At 35.8% G+C, this 14,706-nt stretch carries 13 protein-coding genes, 1 pseudogene and 3 other annotated features; of the genes and pseudogenes, 10 read left to right on the forward strand and 4 right to left on the reverse strand.

Annotated features, from left to right (window positions below; genetic code table 11):
• Window positions 1-26 precede the first annotated feature (26 nt).
• On the forward strand, window positions 27-851 hold the full coding sequence (locus tag MHB70_RS07935) for a DUF4037 domain-containing protein (protein ID WP_000524270.1): 825 nt from the start codon (window positions 27-29) through the stop codon (window positions 849-851).
• Window positions 852-890: 39 nt separating this feature from the next.
• Here the strand turns inward: MHB70_RS07935 and MHB70_RS07940 are convergent, their stop codons facing one another.
• Window positions 891-2,525, reverse strand: a complete 1,635-nt coding sequence (locus tag MHB70_RS07940; protein WP_061530106.1) for a putative polysaccharide biosynthesis protein — start codon at window positions 2,523-2,525, stop codon at window positions 891-893.
• Between the two features lie 366 nt (window positions 2,526-2,891).
• Window positions 2,892-3,114: a binding site (T-box leader), on the forward strand.
• Between the two features lie 298 nt (window positions 3,115-3,412).
• Here MHB70_RS07940 and MHB70_RS07945 point away from each other — a divergent pair.
• Window positions 3,413-4,750: a sodium-dependent transporter gene (locus MHB70_RS07945; protein ID WP_001088192.1), complete on the forward strand. Its 1,338-nt coding sequence runs from the start codon at window positions 3,413-3,415 to the stop codon at window positions 4,748-4,750.
• Window positions 4,751-4,893: 143 nt separating this feature from the next.
• Here MHB70_RS07945 and MHB70_RS07950 read toward each other — a convergent pair whose 3' ends face one another.
• Window positions 4,894-5,598: a polysaccharide deacetylase family protein gene (locus MHB70_RS07950; protein WP_000726868.1), complete on the reverse strand. Its 705-nt coding sequence runs from the start codon at window positions 5,596-5,598 to the stop codon at window positions 4,894-4,896.
• A gap of 326 nt (window positions 5,599-5,924) precedes the next feature.
• On the opposite strand from MHB70_RS07950, the gene MHB70_RS07955 reads away from it, so the two are divergent.
• The 5 genes and pseudogenes from MHB70_RS07955 (at window position 5,925) to MHB70_RS07975 (ending at window position 9,342) form a co-directional block, all read left to right on the forward strand.
• Window positions 5,925-6,188, forward strand: a complete 264-nt coding sequence (locus tag MHB70_RS07955) for a CD3324 family protein (protein ID WP_000878303.1) — start codon at window positions 5,925-5,927, stop codon at window positions 6,186-6,188.
• A gap of 161 nt (window positions 6,189-6,349) precedes the next feature.
• Window positions 6,350-7,036 (forward strand): DUF421 domain-containing protein, encoded by a 687-nt coding sequence (locus MHB70_RS07960; protein WP_001015540.1) that lies wholly within the window; start codon window positions 6,350-6,352, stop codon window positions 7,034-7,036.
• A gap of 110 nt (window positions 7,037-7,146) precedes the next feature.
• A complete protein-coding gene (locus MHB70_RS07965) occupies window positions 7,147-7,788 on the forward strand; it encodes a FusB/FusC family EF-G-binding protein (RefSeq protein WP_000387083.1) in 642 nt (213 codons plus the stop codon).
• A gap of 164 nt (window positions 7,789-7,952) precedes the next feature.
• Complete coding sequence (locus tag MHB70_RS07970; RefSeq protein ID WP_001106793.1) at window positions 7,953-8,849, forward strand: RCC1 domain-containing protein; 897 nt, start codon at window positions 7,953-7,955, stop codon at window positions 8,847-8,849.
• Between the two features lie 293 nt (window positions 8,850-9,142).
• Window positions 9,143-9,342: pseudogene (locus MHB70_RS07975) on the forward strand (hypothetical protein).
• A gap of 167 nt (window positions 9,343-9,509) precedes the next feature.
• Here the strand turns inward: MHB70_RS07975 and msrA are convergent.
• Both msrA and MHB70_RS07985 read right to left on the reverse strand, forming a co-directional pair.
• A complete protein-coding gene (gene msrA / locus MHB70_RS07980) occupies window positions 9,510-10,046 on the reverse strand; it encodes a peptide-methionine (S)-S-oxide reductase MsrA (RefSeq protein WP_061530105.1) in 537 nt (178 codons plus the stop codon).
• Between the two features lie 90 nt (window positions 10,047-10,136).
• Entirely contained in the window at window positions 10,137-10,895 is a 759-nt protein-coding gene (locus MHB70_RS07985; protein ID WP_000911812.1) for an SDR family oxidoreductase, read from the reverse strand.
• A 258-nt stretch (window positions 10,896-11,153) separates the two neighbouring features.
• Window positions 11,154-11,399: a binding site (T-box leader), on the forward strand.
• A 68-nt stretch (window positions 11,400-11,467) separates the two neighbouring features.
• Window positions 11,468-11,707: a binding site (T-box leader), on the forward strand.
• 151 nt (window positions 11,708-11,858) lie between these two features.
• Here MHB70_RS07985 and ilvE point away from each other — a divergent pair.
• The 3 genes from ilvE to MHB70_RS08000 are packed head-to-tail and all read left to right on the forward strand — an operon-like array spanning window position 11,859 to window position 14,705.
• Complete coding sequence (gene ilvE, locus MHB70_RS07990; protein WP_000528146.1) at window positions 11,859-12,758, forward strand: branched-chain-amino-acid transaminase; 900 nt, start codon at window positions 11,859-11,861, stop codon at window positions 12,756-12,758.
• A 22-nt stretch (window positions 12,759-12,780) separates the two neighbouring features.
• On the forward strand, window positions 12,781-14,496 hold the full coding sequence (gene ilvB / locus MHB70_RS07995; protein ID WP_000392596.1) for an acetolactate synthase large subunit: 1,716 nt from the start codon (window positions 12,781-12,783) through the stop codon (window positions 14,494-14,496).
• Window positions 14,493-14,705, forward strand: coding sequence for an ACT domain-containing protein (locus tag MHB70_RS08000; protein ID WP_000019908.1), 213 nt, complete (start codon window positions 14,493-14,495; stop codon window positions 14,703-14,705). Before ilvB ends, MHB70_RS08000 begins: the two co-directional genes overlap by 4 nt.
• Window position 14,706 lies beyond the last annotated feature (1 nt).

A 14,706-nucleotide genomic window follows, 5' to 3' on the forward strand; every position in this document is an offset into this window, starting at 1 on the left:
GTACTGCAGTTTTAGGGGGGGATGAAATGGGATTAAGAGAGAAAGCGATAGAAATGTCGGAGATTTATAGAAAAAACCCGAAAATCGAAGCTATTATTTTAGCAGGTTCAGTAGCTAGAAAATTAGAGGATGAACATTCAGATATTGAATTACATATTTTATGGTCGGAACCACCAGAGGATGAGGATCGTAAAGAGCCTATTAATCATATTGGTGGAAAAATTTTATCATATTATCCTTACGAGGAAGAAGAATGGTCGGAGACGTATTTGACGAAAGAAGGAATTAAACTAGAGATTAGTAATTTTTTAACAGTGACCGTAGAAAAAATTATTTCAGAAGTTGTAGAGCGGTATGATATCAATTATGAGAAACAATGTATTGTATCATCCATTCATGATGGTGTGAGTTTGTATGGAGAAGTGAAAGTACATACTCTAAAAGATAGAGTTGAAGCGTATCCAGAAGAATTGGCGCAAAAAATGATTGCAGAAAACCTTTGGTTAAGCAATCGTTGGCATAATCGAGAGGCTCTTTTAAAACGAAAAGATTGGCTTATGCTATATGATGTTATTTGTGAAGTTCAAAGAAATATATTTGGAGTCTTATTTGGTCTGAACCGCATGTACGTGCATCATCCTGCATTTAAATGGATGCCATATAATGTGGAACGAATGGGGATTAAGCCTGAAAATTTATATGAGCGTATGGCGAATATTTTAATAGGACATCCAGAGAATAGTGTGAAAGAGTTAGAATTGTTAATGGGAGAGGTATTACATTTAGTAAAACAATATACTCCAGAATTAAATATTGCGGAGCAACAAAAACGCATTCAATATGCAAAGTAAAAACAAAAGATGTAACAACGAGTTACATCTTTTGTTTTTTTATTTTACTAATTTTCCTAGTACAGGTAAACGTTGAATACGATTACCAAGAATATGTGAAGCGAGTCCACTCGTTAATACGAATAAAAGGTAAACAAGCCCTCCTGCCGCACCACATATAAATACAATGAGCAGTGATTCGATATAAGATTGGCCAGGAATAATCCAGCTTATAATTGCTTTTAATGCAATTACAACAGCAGACATTGCTGCGGAGTATATCGTAATAAGAAATACTGTTTTCACCGTTTCACCAATTTTAAATTTCGCAAACTTAATGATGCAATACAACATAATAATATTCGAAACGAGGTATCCGAGAATTGTTCCAAGTACAGCACCGTGTCCACCGAATAAGTGTAAAAGTGGTATGTTTACTACAATCTTCACAAGAATACCGATTGAGAATGCAATCATTGTTTTTCTTTGATAATCAATGCCTTGTAATATAGCTGCAGAAACTGTGAAAATCGCACCTAATATAGCAGAAGGTGCAAATGAAATTAAATATTGTGATCCATCAAGTGCAATTTTAGGATCTACATAAATCATTCGAAATGCATCGTAAGCGATGCTAGCAAGACCAAATGCAGCTGGGATAGTGAAGAATAACAATACTTGGAATATCTTTGAAATTTGTTCTTGTAATTCTTCTAGTTTTCCGCTTGTAAATGATTTCGTTATAGCCGGAATAATTGTTAATGAGAATCCAGTTGCAAGTGAAGCCGGAATCATAATTAACTTTTGTGCATAGTTCGTTATATAAGCGAAAACTGCATTCGCGGTTTCTAAAGGCTCTCCCATAACTCTAAGGACATCAGCTACGGTATATTGATCTACTAACGTATAGAGTGGAATTGCAATACCCACAAATACAATTGGGATTGCATATCGAAGTAATTCCATATAAATATTTCGTAATGGAATATCGGATGCCCTTGACTTTAATTCACCTTCAGGAGGCTTTAATCCGTTATACTTTTTCCAGTACAGCATTAAAATAGAGACGCTGGCAAGTGCCCCGATAACAGCACCGAATGTAGCAACAGCAACAGAAGAGGCTACGGAACCTCCTAATATTTTGGAAACGATGAAGCTACCAACTAAAATGAAAACAACGCGTGCGATTTGTTCTACGACTTGAGAAACAGCACTTGGTTTCATATGTTGAAAACCTTGGAAATAGCCGCGTGTAACACTCATAGCCGGTACGATAATAAGTGCGAAACTTAATGCCCGCATTGTAAGTGTTACGTCAGCGATAAATTGTGGATTTGGCGTTTTAGAGCGAATAATAAATTGTGATATGTAAGGCGCTCCAATAAATAAAATTAAAAATCCTAAAAAGCCCATAAATAGCATTAATTTTATGCTCGAGCTATACAATTTTTTACTTGTACTATAATCACCGAGTGCATTATGTTTTGCAACAAATTTGGAGACGGCAATAGGAATACCGGCAGTTGAAAAGCTTAATAAAATACCATACCAAGTATATGCATATCCGTATAAAGCGACCCCTTGTGTTCCAACTAATAATTGAAAAGGGAAGAAGTATATAAAACCTAAAATACGTGAAATCATTGTTGCACCGCTTAGTAAAGCAGTACCTTTTAAAACTTTTGAAGTAGACAAAATTTGTTCCTCCTACTCATGTTGCCTTGCATGTATCTCGCTCTTTGAGGGCAGTAAGACTCCTACCTCAAAATGAGGCTGGAGAAAGAAGTTAAGTGGAAGCCCTGCTACTACGAGTAAACGCAAAATTGGTGAAACTTTAATCAGTGGGGCATCCTCCGTTGATTAAAGTTTCACTTTACCGTATACTACTATAAACCTGTTAGAGAAGTTAATACAGTATAAACCATATAAGTTCAAATACTATTCATACAAAAGTCATATTTCAAATTTTTAAATAGAATATAAGACATAAAAACTTAAAATATAAGTTGACACTATTTTTAATGTGTGATAAAAATGATAGTAATCAATTCGGAAAATAATATTTGGGCAATGAAAGGGTATAGTAATGAAAATCTCCCTATTTCAGAGAGCTGATGGTTGGTGTGAATCAGTATATAGATTATTCATGAAGTTCGTCCTGGAGCATCTTTCATAAATCTCACATTATGAGGAAATGGAAGACGGTAGTTTATACCGTTATCAAATAAAGTGGTGAAGATTTTTTCACAACTAGGGTGGTACCGCGATATTTATCGTCCCTACGTATTTACGTAGGGACGTTTTTTATTTAGGTCCTAACTTTGCTGTGGCTTCATAACTAGGGTGGTACCGCGATATTTTATCGTCCCTACGTATTTACGTAGGGACGTTTTTATTTAGGTCTTACTTTTGTTGTATCTTCATAACTAGGGTGGTACCGCGATATTTTTGTCGTCCCTACGTATTTACGTAGGGACGTTTTTTTATTAGGGAGGAAGTGAACGTATTAGAAAAAAGTATTGATAGAACAATATAAACACCAAATTATAAAACAGAAAAAGATAAAGAGAGGAGATTAACAGATGAATTCACAGCAATGGACATCGAAATTAGGTTTCGTATTAGCTGCAGCAGGTTCAGCAATTGGTCTTGGGGCGATTTGGAAATTCCCATATATGGCCGGCATCGGAGGAGGCGGCGCATTCTTCCTTATTTTCATCGGTTTCACATTATTAATTGGTTTACCGCTATTATTAGCCGAATTCGTTATTGGGAGAAGTACACAAAAAGAGGCCGTTGATGCGTATAGAGAAATCGCACCGAAAACGTTATGGCCGTGGTTAGGTAAATTAGGAATTGTAACATGTTTCATATTACTTTCTTTCTACAGTGTTGTAGGAGGATGGATTTTATTATATTTATGGAATGCAATTACAGGTAGACTATGGGAAGGAAATGGGGCGTACGAAGCTACGTTCGGTGAAATCATTTCCAATCCGTATTTAGCAGTCGGATCACAACTATTATTCATCCTTATTACTATTTTCATCGTAAGTAAAGGTGTACAAAATGGTGTTGAAAAAGTAAATAAATATTTCATGCCAGCATTATTCGTTTTATTCTTTGTCTTAATTGTTCGTGCACTTACATTAGACGGTGCTGGTGAAGGAGTTCGCTTCTTCTTACAACCTGATTTCTCAAACGTAACGTCAGAAATTATTTTATATGCGATGGGGCAATCGTTCTTCTCATTATCTGTCGGTGTAGCCGTTATGGTAACGTATAGCTCATACTTACCGAAAGAAGAAAGTTTACCGCGTTCAGCATTTTCTATTGTAGCTTTAACGCTCGTTATTACATTACTTGCAGGACTTGCGATATTCCCGGTTGTATTCGCATTTGGAATGGAACCATCTCAAGGACCAGGATTATTGTTTATCGTATTGCCAGCTATTTTCAGTAAAATGGCGTTCGGAAAATTATTCTTCATCGTTTTCTTATTACTATTCTTCTTTGCTACTATTACATCAGCAATTTCGATGTTAGAAATTAGCGTTGCATCTTTAACTGCAAAAGGTAAAGGGAAACGTGAAAAAATGGCTTTAATCGTTGGATTATTAATCTTCGTTGTTGGAGTACCATCAGCATTATCATTTGGTATATTAAGTGATCTGAAGATTTTTGGAAAGACTATTTTTGATTTATCGGACTATGCAGTTAGTAACGTATTAATGCCGCTTGGTGTTCTATTAGTTTCTATCTTTGTTCCTTTAAAAATGAAGAAAGATGTATTAATGAAAGAGCTTGGTGTAAGTAAAAATAAAGGCTATAAACTATTCGTATTATGGTTATTCTTACTTCGCTATATCGCACCAATTGCGATTATTATCGTATTCCTAAATGTGCTTGGAATTATTTAACAAAAAAGGTAGCGTATCGTTATATGATACGCTACCTTTTTTATCCTTTTATTTGCCGGGCAGTAAGACCCCCACCTCAAAACTCAGCGAAAGCGAAGAAGTTAAGTGGGGGATGGGCACCCCCCACTGATTAAAGTTTCACCTTATTTTGCTCTTTTTTGCAGTTCATTTACTGTGACGAATTGATATCCCTCTTTAGATAAAGAGTCTAAAATACCTTCAATGGTCTGTAAATTTTCATTAGATTTATCATACATAGGGTGTAATAAAATGATAGAACCTGGTTTTACATTTTTATTAACGTAGTCAATTTTATCAGCTGTAGATTTATAAAAAGTATCAGGCTCAAGATCCCACGTAATCGTTTCGATATTATTTTTATTTAAATAATAGGGTAGCCCAATTAATTTTTTTCCGTTAGGGGGTCTAAAATCAATTTCGTCTGTAAATCCTGTTTGCCGGATTAATGAATTCGTTTTTTCTATTTCATCTTTAATAAAAGAAGGTGTTTTGAAAACCATTCTATTATGAGAATATGTATGGTTTCCAAGTTGGTGCCCAGATTGCGTGATAGCTTCTCCTAATGATAGATTTTTCTCTAGTTCATTTCCAATTAAAAAGAAAGTAGCTTTAGCGTTGTATTTATCCAGTAAAGGTAATATTTGTTTTACATTGTTAGTAGGGCCATCATCAAAAGTTAAAGCGATTACTTTTTCATTTGTTTCTACGCGTTGTGTTAAATCTCCAAATAATTGAAAGTTTCTTGCGTTCATCAATTTGTATGTTCCGAATAATACTGTGATAATAAAGAATAGTGTAACGATTGTAATGATAATTTTTTTCTTCATAATGTAACCTCACAATGATTTTTGATTTGATTAAAAAGTATTATATCAAACTAAGTAATTTCGTGCTTTAAGAAGGGTGTGGATGCAAGGAGAGGAAATTTATCATATAATAAAATGCAAAAGGTATATTAGGAGGTGTTTATATGGCGATTATAATTCAATTGCCAGACACTGCAACGTCTCATGCAAAGCCAAGTATGGAAATGGCGATACTTTGCGTGAGGTAGACAAGTAATATACAATCGCCTAAATGAGCTCGTATCATTTTTTATATTTGGCTTTGCACCTTATTGAAATGAACCATAAAAAATAAGGGGCGAGCAGAAATGAAATACGTAAAGGCTGCGGCAGTTTTACCAGAAAGTTTAATTGCTGAAATTCAAAAGTATATACAAGGTGAAACAATTTACATTCCAAAACAAGAAACGAAACATTATAAATGGGGTACACGATCTGGAGGAAGAAAACAATTAGATGAAAGAAATAACGCGATTAAAGCAGCATTTAAAAGCGGAATTGCTATTCATCAACTTGCAGAAGAATATTTTCTTTCTGGGGAAACGATTAAAAAGATTGTGTATTCTAAATAAGAGGAAAAGAGTCTGATTCATATATTACTTTGAATCAGACTCTTTTTGTTTTATATGTATTGGATATATGAGGTGTGAACGGGCATGATAATAGAAAAAATGTGCCGTTTTTTTTATTAAATGGTATACAGAGCACTTGAAAAGTAGAAAGGTGAACATATATGAATCATATTGGACAAATAACGATAGAGCTTTTAGTTGGTTTTTTTGTTCTATTAATTGCTACAAAAATATTAGGGAAAACACAAATATCTCAGCTAACGCCCTTTGATTTTATTTCTGCAATCGTCCTAGGTGAGCTCGTTGGAAATTCAATATATGATCCTAAAATTAAAGTATGGTCTATTTTGTATTCAGTATTTGTTTGGGTAATTTTAATTTATACTATAGAAGTGATAACACAAAAAATAAGGGGAACAAGAAGGTTTTTTGAAGGATATCCTTCAATTATTATTCGTAATGGAAAGATTGATCGTGAACAATTAAGCGTAAATCATTTGGATATAAACCAATTACAACAAATGCTTAGGCAACAAAAAGATATATTTTCAATTCGAGAAGTTGAGTATATGATATTGGAACCTAACGGAAACATAAGTGTATTGAAAAAAAGTAAATATGGATCTCCTACTATAAATGATTTAAGTTTAAAACATAAGCCTGTATACTTACCGATTTCATTAATTAGTGATGGGAAAGTAGTTAAGGATAATTTGAGGGAAGCAGGTTTTGATGAAGGATGGCTTTATAAACAAATAAAGCAAAAAGGAATTACTAAATTTGAAGACGTATTATATGCAGAATGGAAAACAGACGATGGTTTCTTTTGTCAGGAAATGCAGCGGTAGAGAATAGGCGATGTATGTAATGTTTGTTTCTAAGTTATCTTTTACATATCAAAAAACTGAATCATTGTATACAATAAAACTAGATCAACAATTTGTATGGAGTGATAAAGATGGAAGCGTTTATTAGAAGTGATCAATATAATTTTATAAAATCACAAGCTTATATTTTAGCAAACGGGCATGCAACGGCAAATGATAGAGGAGTAATTCAAGCGTTAAAATCACTTGCAATTGAAAAGATAATACATGTATTTGAGAATGTAACGGATGAACAGAAAGAGTTAATTGATACGGTAGTAACGGTTAAAAATAGAGAAGATGCAGAAGCGTTTTTAATGAAAATAAATCCGTATGTAATTCCGTTTCAGGAAGTTACAGCACAAACGTTAAAAAAATTATTTCCTAAGGCGAAAAAATTAAAACTTCCTGATATGGAAGAACTGGATATGAAAGAAGTATCCTATTTAAGCTGGATTGATAAAGGATCCAGTAGGAAATTTATTATAGCGAAAAATGATAAAAATAAGTTTGTTGGTCTGCAAGGAACTTTTCAAAGTTTAAATAAAAAAAGCATTTGTTCATTATGTCATGGGCATGAAGAAGTAGGAATGTTTTTAGTGGAAATTAAAGGTGATATACCAGGAACTTTCGTTAAAAAGGGAAACTATATTTGCAAAGATGGTGTAGCTTGTAATCAGAATATGAAATCACTTGATAAATTGAACGATTTTATTGAACGATTGAAGAAATAAAGAAGGAACCTCTAGTATTTAAACTGGAGGTTTTTATTTTTTGAAGAAGTAATAATAGGCTTCTTTTGTAGCTGTAAATTTATAAAAAAAGTTGGGTCATTTATAATGAAATTAGATAAAAATATCTATTTGGATACAGTTGCTTATATGCAAGGAGGAAAAAGATGAATTACATTTCACCGAAAGAAGAAATGTTAAAAGCGAAACGGTGGCCTAAAGATACGATAGCGGCAGGTCGTGGTCATACCGTTGCTCTTAAATTGGATGGCACGGTAGTAGCAGTGGGGCGAAATAAAGAAGGAGAATGCAATGTAAGCAGCTGGTGTGATATTGAAGCAGTCGCAGCGGGTAATGTTCATATGGCGACGAACACGGGTAATGCACATACAATCGGTCTTGCATGTGACAGTACTGTGGTAGCTGTGGGTTGGAATAAGCATGACCAATGTAATGTACACGATTGGCATAATATTGTCTCGGTTGCGGCGGGATGGCGTCGTACTATTGGCCTTAAATTGGATGGTACGGTAGTGGCGGTGGGCCGAAATAAAGAAGGAGAATGCAATGTAAGTGGCTGGCGAGATATTGTGGCGGTTGCGGCGGGTGACTGGCATACAGTCGGTCTTAAATTGGACGGTACAGTGACGGCAGTGGGGAATAATCGATATGGCCAATGCAATATAAGCAGCTGGCGAGGTATTGTATCGGTCACAGCGGGTTATCTTCATACTGTTGGTCTTAAACGAGACGGAACGGTGACGGCAGTGGGGAATGGTAAACATAACCAGTGTGACGTGAGTGGTTGGAGGGGTATTGTAGCAATAGCAGCTGGTACGAATCATACAATCGGTCTTAAATCAGACGGAACGGTGGCGGCAGTAGGTTGGAATGAGTATGGCCAATGTAATGTAAGTGATTGGCGAGATATTGTAGCAATAGCGGCTGGTTGTGCACATACGGTCGGACTTAAATCAGACGGAACGGTGGTAGCGGTAGGTAATAATGAATTTGGCCAATGCGATGTAGGTAGCTGGAGCGGTATTCTCCTGCCGGGTAATTAGTTTTTTACGACTGGATGATTCAACCGTTTTATTCGTCTTAATATTTGTAGGGCAATCAAAATATTAAAATGCTAATAAATATCCAGTAATATTATTCTATTTCGGGAGTAAGTATGGAATAAGATATGTGGAATATAATAAACCTTAATTTTGCTGAATAAGATAAGAATCCTTTTCAAAATGGATTCTTATTTTTTTTTGTTAAATGAGGGTTTATATGACATTTTTGAACAAGTTTTATTTCACAGTTACAGTAGGAGACGTAGTTTAAAAGCATAAGAAGAGGTGAAGAAATGCTTAAAAGATTTTTGCTTTTTTTACCAAATTTTCTACTTGTATGTATCGTACTCTATATAACATATACAACTTCTTTAGTTTTGGACAGATGTTAGTAATTTCAATTGCAATTGGAATCATTGGTACTCTTGTTATAAGAATTTGTACGGATGTATTTATGTTCATCAAGTGGGCAATTAAACAAAGGAAATCTTGAATATGTTTAATAACTATTAGGAGAAGATGAAATGACAAATAAAAAGAATAGAGTGAAAAACGAAATAATAATTTGGACATTAACAGCGATTGGTTTTGTAATTGTATGGTACCTGTTTCAAAGATAAAAATGCATCGTACTTGTAAAGAAAGCACGATGCATTTTTATTATTTTTTTTGCCAATTTTCTTTAATAAAATCTTCACGACCAGATTCCTTTTGCTCAGTAGCATATTTCTCTGGGTTCTTTTTATAGAAATGTTGGTGGTATTCCTCTGCTTCGTAAAAAGGTGCAGCAGGACGAATTTCAGTCACGATTGGATCTTTAAACATACCGTTTTCTGCAAGAGCTTGTTTTGATTTTTCAGCAAGCGCTTTTTGTGTTTCGTTATGATAAAAAATAGCGGTACGATAAGATGGACCACGGTCAAAAAATTGTCCGCCATCATCAGTTGGATCGATTTGTGGCCAATATAAGTCTAGTAATTTCTGATAAGGAAAAATAGAAGGATCGAATGTAATTTGAACAACTTCTAAATGTCCAGATGTTCCAGCTTTTACTTGTTCATATGCTGGATTTTCTATCTGACCTCCTGCATAGCCAGAAAGCACTTTATGAATACCTGGAAGTTCATCAAATGGTTTTACCATGCACCAAAAGCAACCGCCTGCGAAGGTTGCGAGTTCGTATGTTTTTTCGGACATTACTGTAATCCTCCTAAATGTATATATTTTATATAGTATTATATAAATTGTTTTATTGCGCAATAAAAAAGATTTGAAAATATATGTTTTTTATAAACAAGATCCTCCGCTCACATCAATTAATTGTCCAGTAACCCAGCGGCTGTCTGGAGAAGCGAGAAATGCAGCAGTATCGGCAATGTCTTCTACTTCACCTAAGCGATTGAAAGCGGAAATAGTAGTAGCGTACTGCTTCATCATCGGGTCGCTCAAGAGTTCTGCATTCATATCTGTTTTAATAAATCCTGGAAGTATTGCATTCACCGTTATTCCTCGTGCTCCAAGCTGTTTTGCTAGCGTAAAAGTCATTGTATTAATAGCGCCTTTCGTCATACTATATGCAACGAAATCAGGTAAAGAAATGCGGGTCGCAGCGGATGAAATATTAATAATTCGGCTATTGTCACGTAAACGTGGCAGTGCTTGTTGAATGATAAAGAATGGTGCTTTTGCATTTACTGAAACAATTCTATCAAAAAATTGTTCAGTCGTTTCTTCAATAAAAGCACCAGGACCAATGCCGGCATTGTTTATTAAAATATCAAATTGTGTTTCACCAGTGCACTTTTGTAATTCAGTATCTAAAGCGTTATAAAGGTTTTCTACACCGTGTAAGGATTCTAAATTTGCGCCGATAGAAAAAGCTTGGCCACCATTTGATCGAATTTCATGAACAGTTTCTTCAGCGTCATCTTTTCGATTACCGTAATGAACAGCAACCAATGCACCGTCATTTGCTAAACGTTTAGCAATAGCACGTCCAATTCCTCGGCTTGCTCCTGTAACTAACGCTACTTTTCCTTTTAACATATTATTCTCATCTCCCCATAAATTTTATATGTTTGTCAGTAGTTTTTCTTTATGTAGTAATGCGAACATACTTAAGTAATATATGAGTATGTGTAAGAAGTTCATTCCGATTTTGTTTTGAGAAAAAATAAATAGATTTCTAGTAAATAGAATGAATTTTATTTTTTTTCTAAAAACATGTTGACAATGAAAAGAACAACGTCCTATAATACGTGTAACAAATAAAAGTGAATTAAGAATTTTCTAACTTTATATGTTGTATATGCAAAGAAGAGGAAAGTAGATGATTATGATCGTTTCAGAGAGCTACTCCTAGGCTGTGAGAGTAGTAGCAATCGAATCATTGAAGATCACCTCGGAGCATCGCTTGCGAAAGGGAAACTGAGTAGAGGGCGGCGGCATCGTCTCCGGTAAAAGGACGGGGGTCTGATTGGACCTACAGAGCTTATATTTCGCGAGAAGTATAAGGAAGCTGAGTGGTAACGCGAAACTCTCGCCTCAGCAATCAAAGCTACTAAGTTGTAGTAGTTGATTGCTGAGGCGAGAGTTTTTCTTTTATAAAAATAGAATAAAAGAATGCGTGGAAGAGGAGAGTAAATGATATAGATTGTTTCAGAGAGCTGCCCCAAGGCTGTGAGGGTAGTAACAATCGAATCATTGAAGATCACCTCGGAGCACTACTTTTGAAAACTAGTAAAAAGTAGCGGAATTGTTTCCGATAGAAAAACAAAAGTCTAATTGGACTTGCAAAGCTTATATTTCGTGAGAAGTGTAAGGAAGCTGAGTGGTACCACGATTCCCTCGTCTCAGCAATGGATTGCTACAAGTATGTACGTAATCGATTGTTGAGATGAGTATATTTTTAAGATTTATATACTGAATATTCTGTTAAAATACTTATCTCAGCAATCGATGTAGAAATAGATTGCAAAAATAGAGAGAAAAAAAGAGGAGCGATGTGAGATGGGTAACCAGTACATTTATATGAATGGGGAATTTGTAGAAAAAGAAAAGGCAGTTGTTTCAGTATATGATCACGGTTTTTTATATGGAGACGGTGTATTTGAAGGGATTCGTAGTTACGGAGGAAATGTATTTTGTCTAAAAGAACATGTGAAACGATTATATGAATCGGCGAAATCTATTTTACTGACGATTCCAATGCCGGTAGAAGAAATGGAAGAAGCCGTTTTACAGACACTTCAAAAAAATGAATACGCTGATGCCTACATTAGATTAATTGTTTCAAGAGGAAAAGGGGATTTAGGGCTTGACCCGAGGAGTTGCGTGAAACCGAGCGTAATTATTATTGCAGAACAATTAAAGTTATTCCCTCAGGAATTTTATGATAATGGACTAAGCGTTGTATCTGTAGCATCAAGACGTAATACGCCAGATGCATTAGATCCACGTATTAAGTCAATGAACTATTTAAATAATGTACTTGTAAAAATTGAAGCAGCGCAAGCAGGCGTACTCGAGGCGCTTATGCTTAACCAACAAGGATATGTTTGTGAAGGGTCTGGAGATAATGTTTTCATTGTGAAAGATGGAAAAGTGCTAACACCTCCTTCGTATTTAGGGGCGCTAGAAGGTATTACGAGAAATAGTGTTATCGAGTTATGTGAGCGTCTTAATATCTCGTGTGAGGAAAGGCCATTTACTCGCCATGACGTATATGTAGCAGATGAAGTGTTTTTAACAGGAACGGCAGCAGAGTTAATTCCAGTTGTAAAAGTTGATTCTAGAGAAATTGGAGATGGGAAACCAGGAAGTGTAACGAAACGATTAACTGAAGAGTTTAAAAAATTGACGAGAGAAAGAGGAGTACGTGTTCCAGGACTGGCGGAAAGTTTAGCGTAGAAAGGGAGAGGAGTTAATCGAAATGGAGGAACAGTATACAACATGTGAGAAATTACAGTGCGAAGAAGTGACAGGTGCCGGACACGTTATTCAATGCTTGAAAAAATTAGGTGTAACGACTGTTTTCGGTTATCCGGGCGGAGCGATTTTGCCAGTATACGATGCGTTATATGGAAGTGGATTGAAGCACGTTTTAACTCGTCATGAGCAAGCTGCCATTCATGCGGCTGAAGGGTATGCGAGAGCTTCTGGAAAGGTCGGGGTAGTCTTTGCTACCTCTGGGCCAGGAGCGACGAATTTAGTTACGGGCTTAGCAGATGCTTATATGGATTCGATTCCTTTAGTTGTTATTACAGGGCAAGTTGCAAAATCTCTCATCGGAAAAGACGGATTTCAAGAAGCAGATGTTGTCGGGATTACAGTACCTGTTACGAAGCATAATTACCAAGTTCGTGATGTGAATCATTTATCACGTACTGTACAAGAAGCTTTTTACATCGCCGAAAGCGGGCGACCAGGACCAGTATTAATTGATATTCCAAAAGATGCTCAAAATGAAAAGGTAACAAGTTTTTATAATGAAGTAATTGAGATTCCAGGATACAAAATAGAGCCTATGCCAGACAGTAGGAAGCTTAGAGAAGTGGCTAAAGAAATTTCAAAAGCTAAACGCCCACTTCTATATATTGGAGGAGGCGTCATTCATTCAGGTGGATCTGAAGAACTCATCAAGTTTGCGAGGGAGAACCGTATTCCTGTCGTTTCCACTTTAATGGGACTTGGTGCATATCCGCCGGGAGATTCATTATTTTTAGGAATGCTCGGCATGCATGGAACGTATGCTGCAAACATGGCAGTCACTGAATGTGATCTACTACTTGCTTTAGGTGTTCGCTTTGATGATCGTGTAACAGGAAAATTAGAACTCTTTTCTCCGCATTCGAAAAAGGTACATATTGATATAGATCCTTCGGAGTTCCATAAAAATGTAACTGTGGAATATCCGATTGTTGGAGATGTGAAAAAAGCGTTACACATGTTGTTGCATATGCCAATTCGTACACAAACAAATGAATGGCTTACGAAAATAGAGGAATGGAAGGAGGAATATCCTCTTTCCTACAATCAAAAAGAAGGTGAGTTAAAACCACAGCATGTTATTAGTCTAGTAAGTGAATTAACGAACGGTGAAGCGATTGTTACGACAGAAGTAGGACAGCATCAAATGTGGGCTGCACATTTTTATAAAGCGAAAAACCCACGGACTTTTCTAACATCTGGCGGACTAGGAACGATGGGGTTTGGTTTCCCGGCGGCAGTTGGTGCTCAGCTTGCGAAAGAAGAAGAACTCGTCATTTGTATTGCAGGCGATGCTTCTTTTCAAATGAACATTCAAGAATTACAAACAATTGCTGAAAATAACATCCCTGTAAAAGTATTTATTATAAATAACAAATTTTTAGGGATGGTAAGGCAATGGCAAGAAATGTTTTATGAAAATCGTTTGTCAGAATCAAAAATTGGATCGCCAGACTTTGTGAAAGTCGCAGAAGCTTATGGAGTGAAAGGATTAAGAGCGAAAAATTCAACCGAGGCGAAACAAGTGATGTTAGAAGCATTTGCTCATGAAGGTCCTGTCGTAGTTGATTTTTGTGTAGAAGAAGGTGAAAACGTATTTCCGATGGTTCCGCCAAACAAAGGGAATAATGAAATGATGATGAAGAGGTGGGAAGAATGAGTCATACTTTTTCACTAGTTATCCATAACGACCCAAACGTCTTATTACGCATAAGTGGAATTTTTGCTCGGCGTGGTTATTATATTTCTTCATTAAATTTAAATGAAAATGAAATGGAGTTAACAACAGTTTGTACAGAACAAGAAGCAACATTACTCATCAGTCAGCTGAAAAAATTAATCAATGTACTACAAGTAAACAAATTATAAG

Source organism: Bacillus sp. FSL M7-1020 (assembly GCF_038050415.1).
Classification (GTDB): domain Bacteria; phylum Bacillota; class Bacilli; order Bacillales; family Bacillaceae_G; genus Bacillus_A; species Bacillus_A toyonensis.

What these genes read in the sequence shown, in the direction of transcription:
- MHB70_RS07935 (WP_000524270.1), top strand. Translation starts at nt 27, where the DNA reads ATGGGATTAAGAGAGAAAGCGATAGAAATGTCGGAGATTTATAGAAAA.
- MHB70_RS07945 (WP_001088192.1), top strand. Translation starts at nt 3,413, where the DNA reads ATGAATTCACAGCAATGGACATCGAAATTAGGTTTCGTATTAGCTGCA.
- MHB70_RS07950 (WP_000726868.1), bottom strand. Translation starts at nt 5,598, where the DNA reads ATGAAGAAAAAAATTATCATTACAATCGTTACACTATTCTTTATTATC.
- MHB70_RS07955 (WP_000878303.1), top strand. Translation starts at nt 5,925, where the DNA reads ATGAAATACGTAAAGGCTGCGGCAGTTTTACCAGAAAGTTTAATTGCT.
- MHB70_RS07960 (WP_001015540.1), top strand. Translation starts at nt 6,350, where the DNA reads ATGAATCATATTGGACAAATAACGATAGAGCTTTTAGTTGGTTTTTTT.
- MHB70_RS07965 (WP_000387083.1), top strand. Translation starts at nt 7,147, where the DNA reads ATGGAAGCGTTTATTAGAAGTGATCAATATAATTTTATAAAATCACAA.
- MHB70_RS07970 (WP_001106793.1), top strand. Translation starts at nt 7,953, where the DNA reads ATGAATTACATTTCACCGAAAGAAGAAATGTTAAAAGCGAAACGGTGG.
- msrA (WP_061530105.1), bottom strand. Translation starts at nt 10,046, where the DNA reads ATGTCCGAAAAAACATACGAACTCGCAACCTTCGCAGGCGGTTGCTTT.
- MHB70_RS07985 (WP_000911812.1), bottom strand. Translation starts at nt 10,895, where the DNA reads ATGTTAAAAGGAAAAGTAGCGTTAGTTACAGGAGCAAGCCGAGGAATT.
- ilvE (WP_000528146.1), top strand. Translation starts at nt 11,859, where the DNA reads ATGGGTAACCAGTACATTTATATGAATGGGGAATTTGTAGAAAAAGAA.
- ilvB (WP_000392596.1), top strand. Translation starts at nt 12,781, where the DNA reads ATGGAGGAACAGTATACAACATGTGAGAAATTACAGTGCGAAGAAGTG.
- MHB70_RS08000 (WP_000019908.1), top strand. Translation starts at nt 14,493, where the DNA reads ATGAGTCATACTTTTTCACTAGTTATCCATAACGACCCAAACGTCTTA.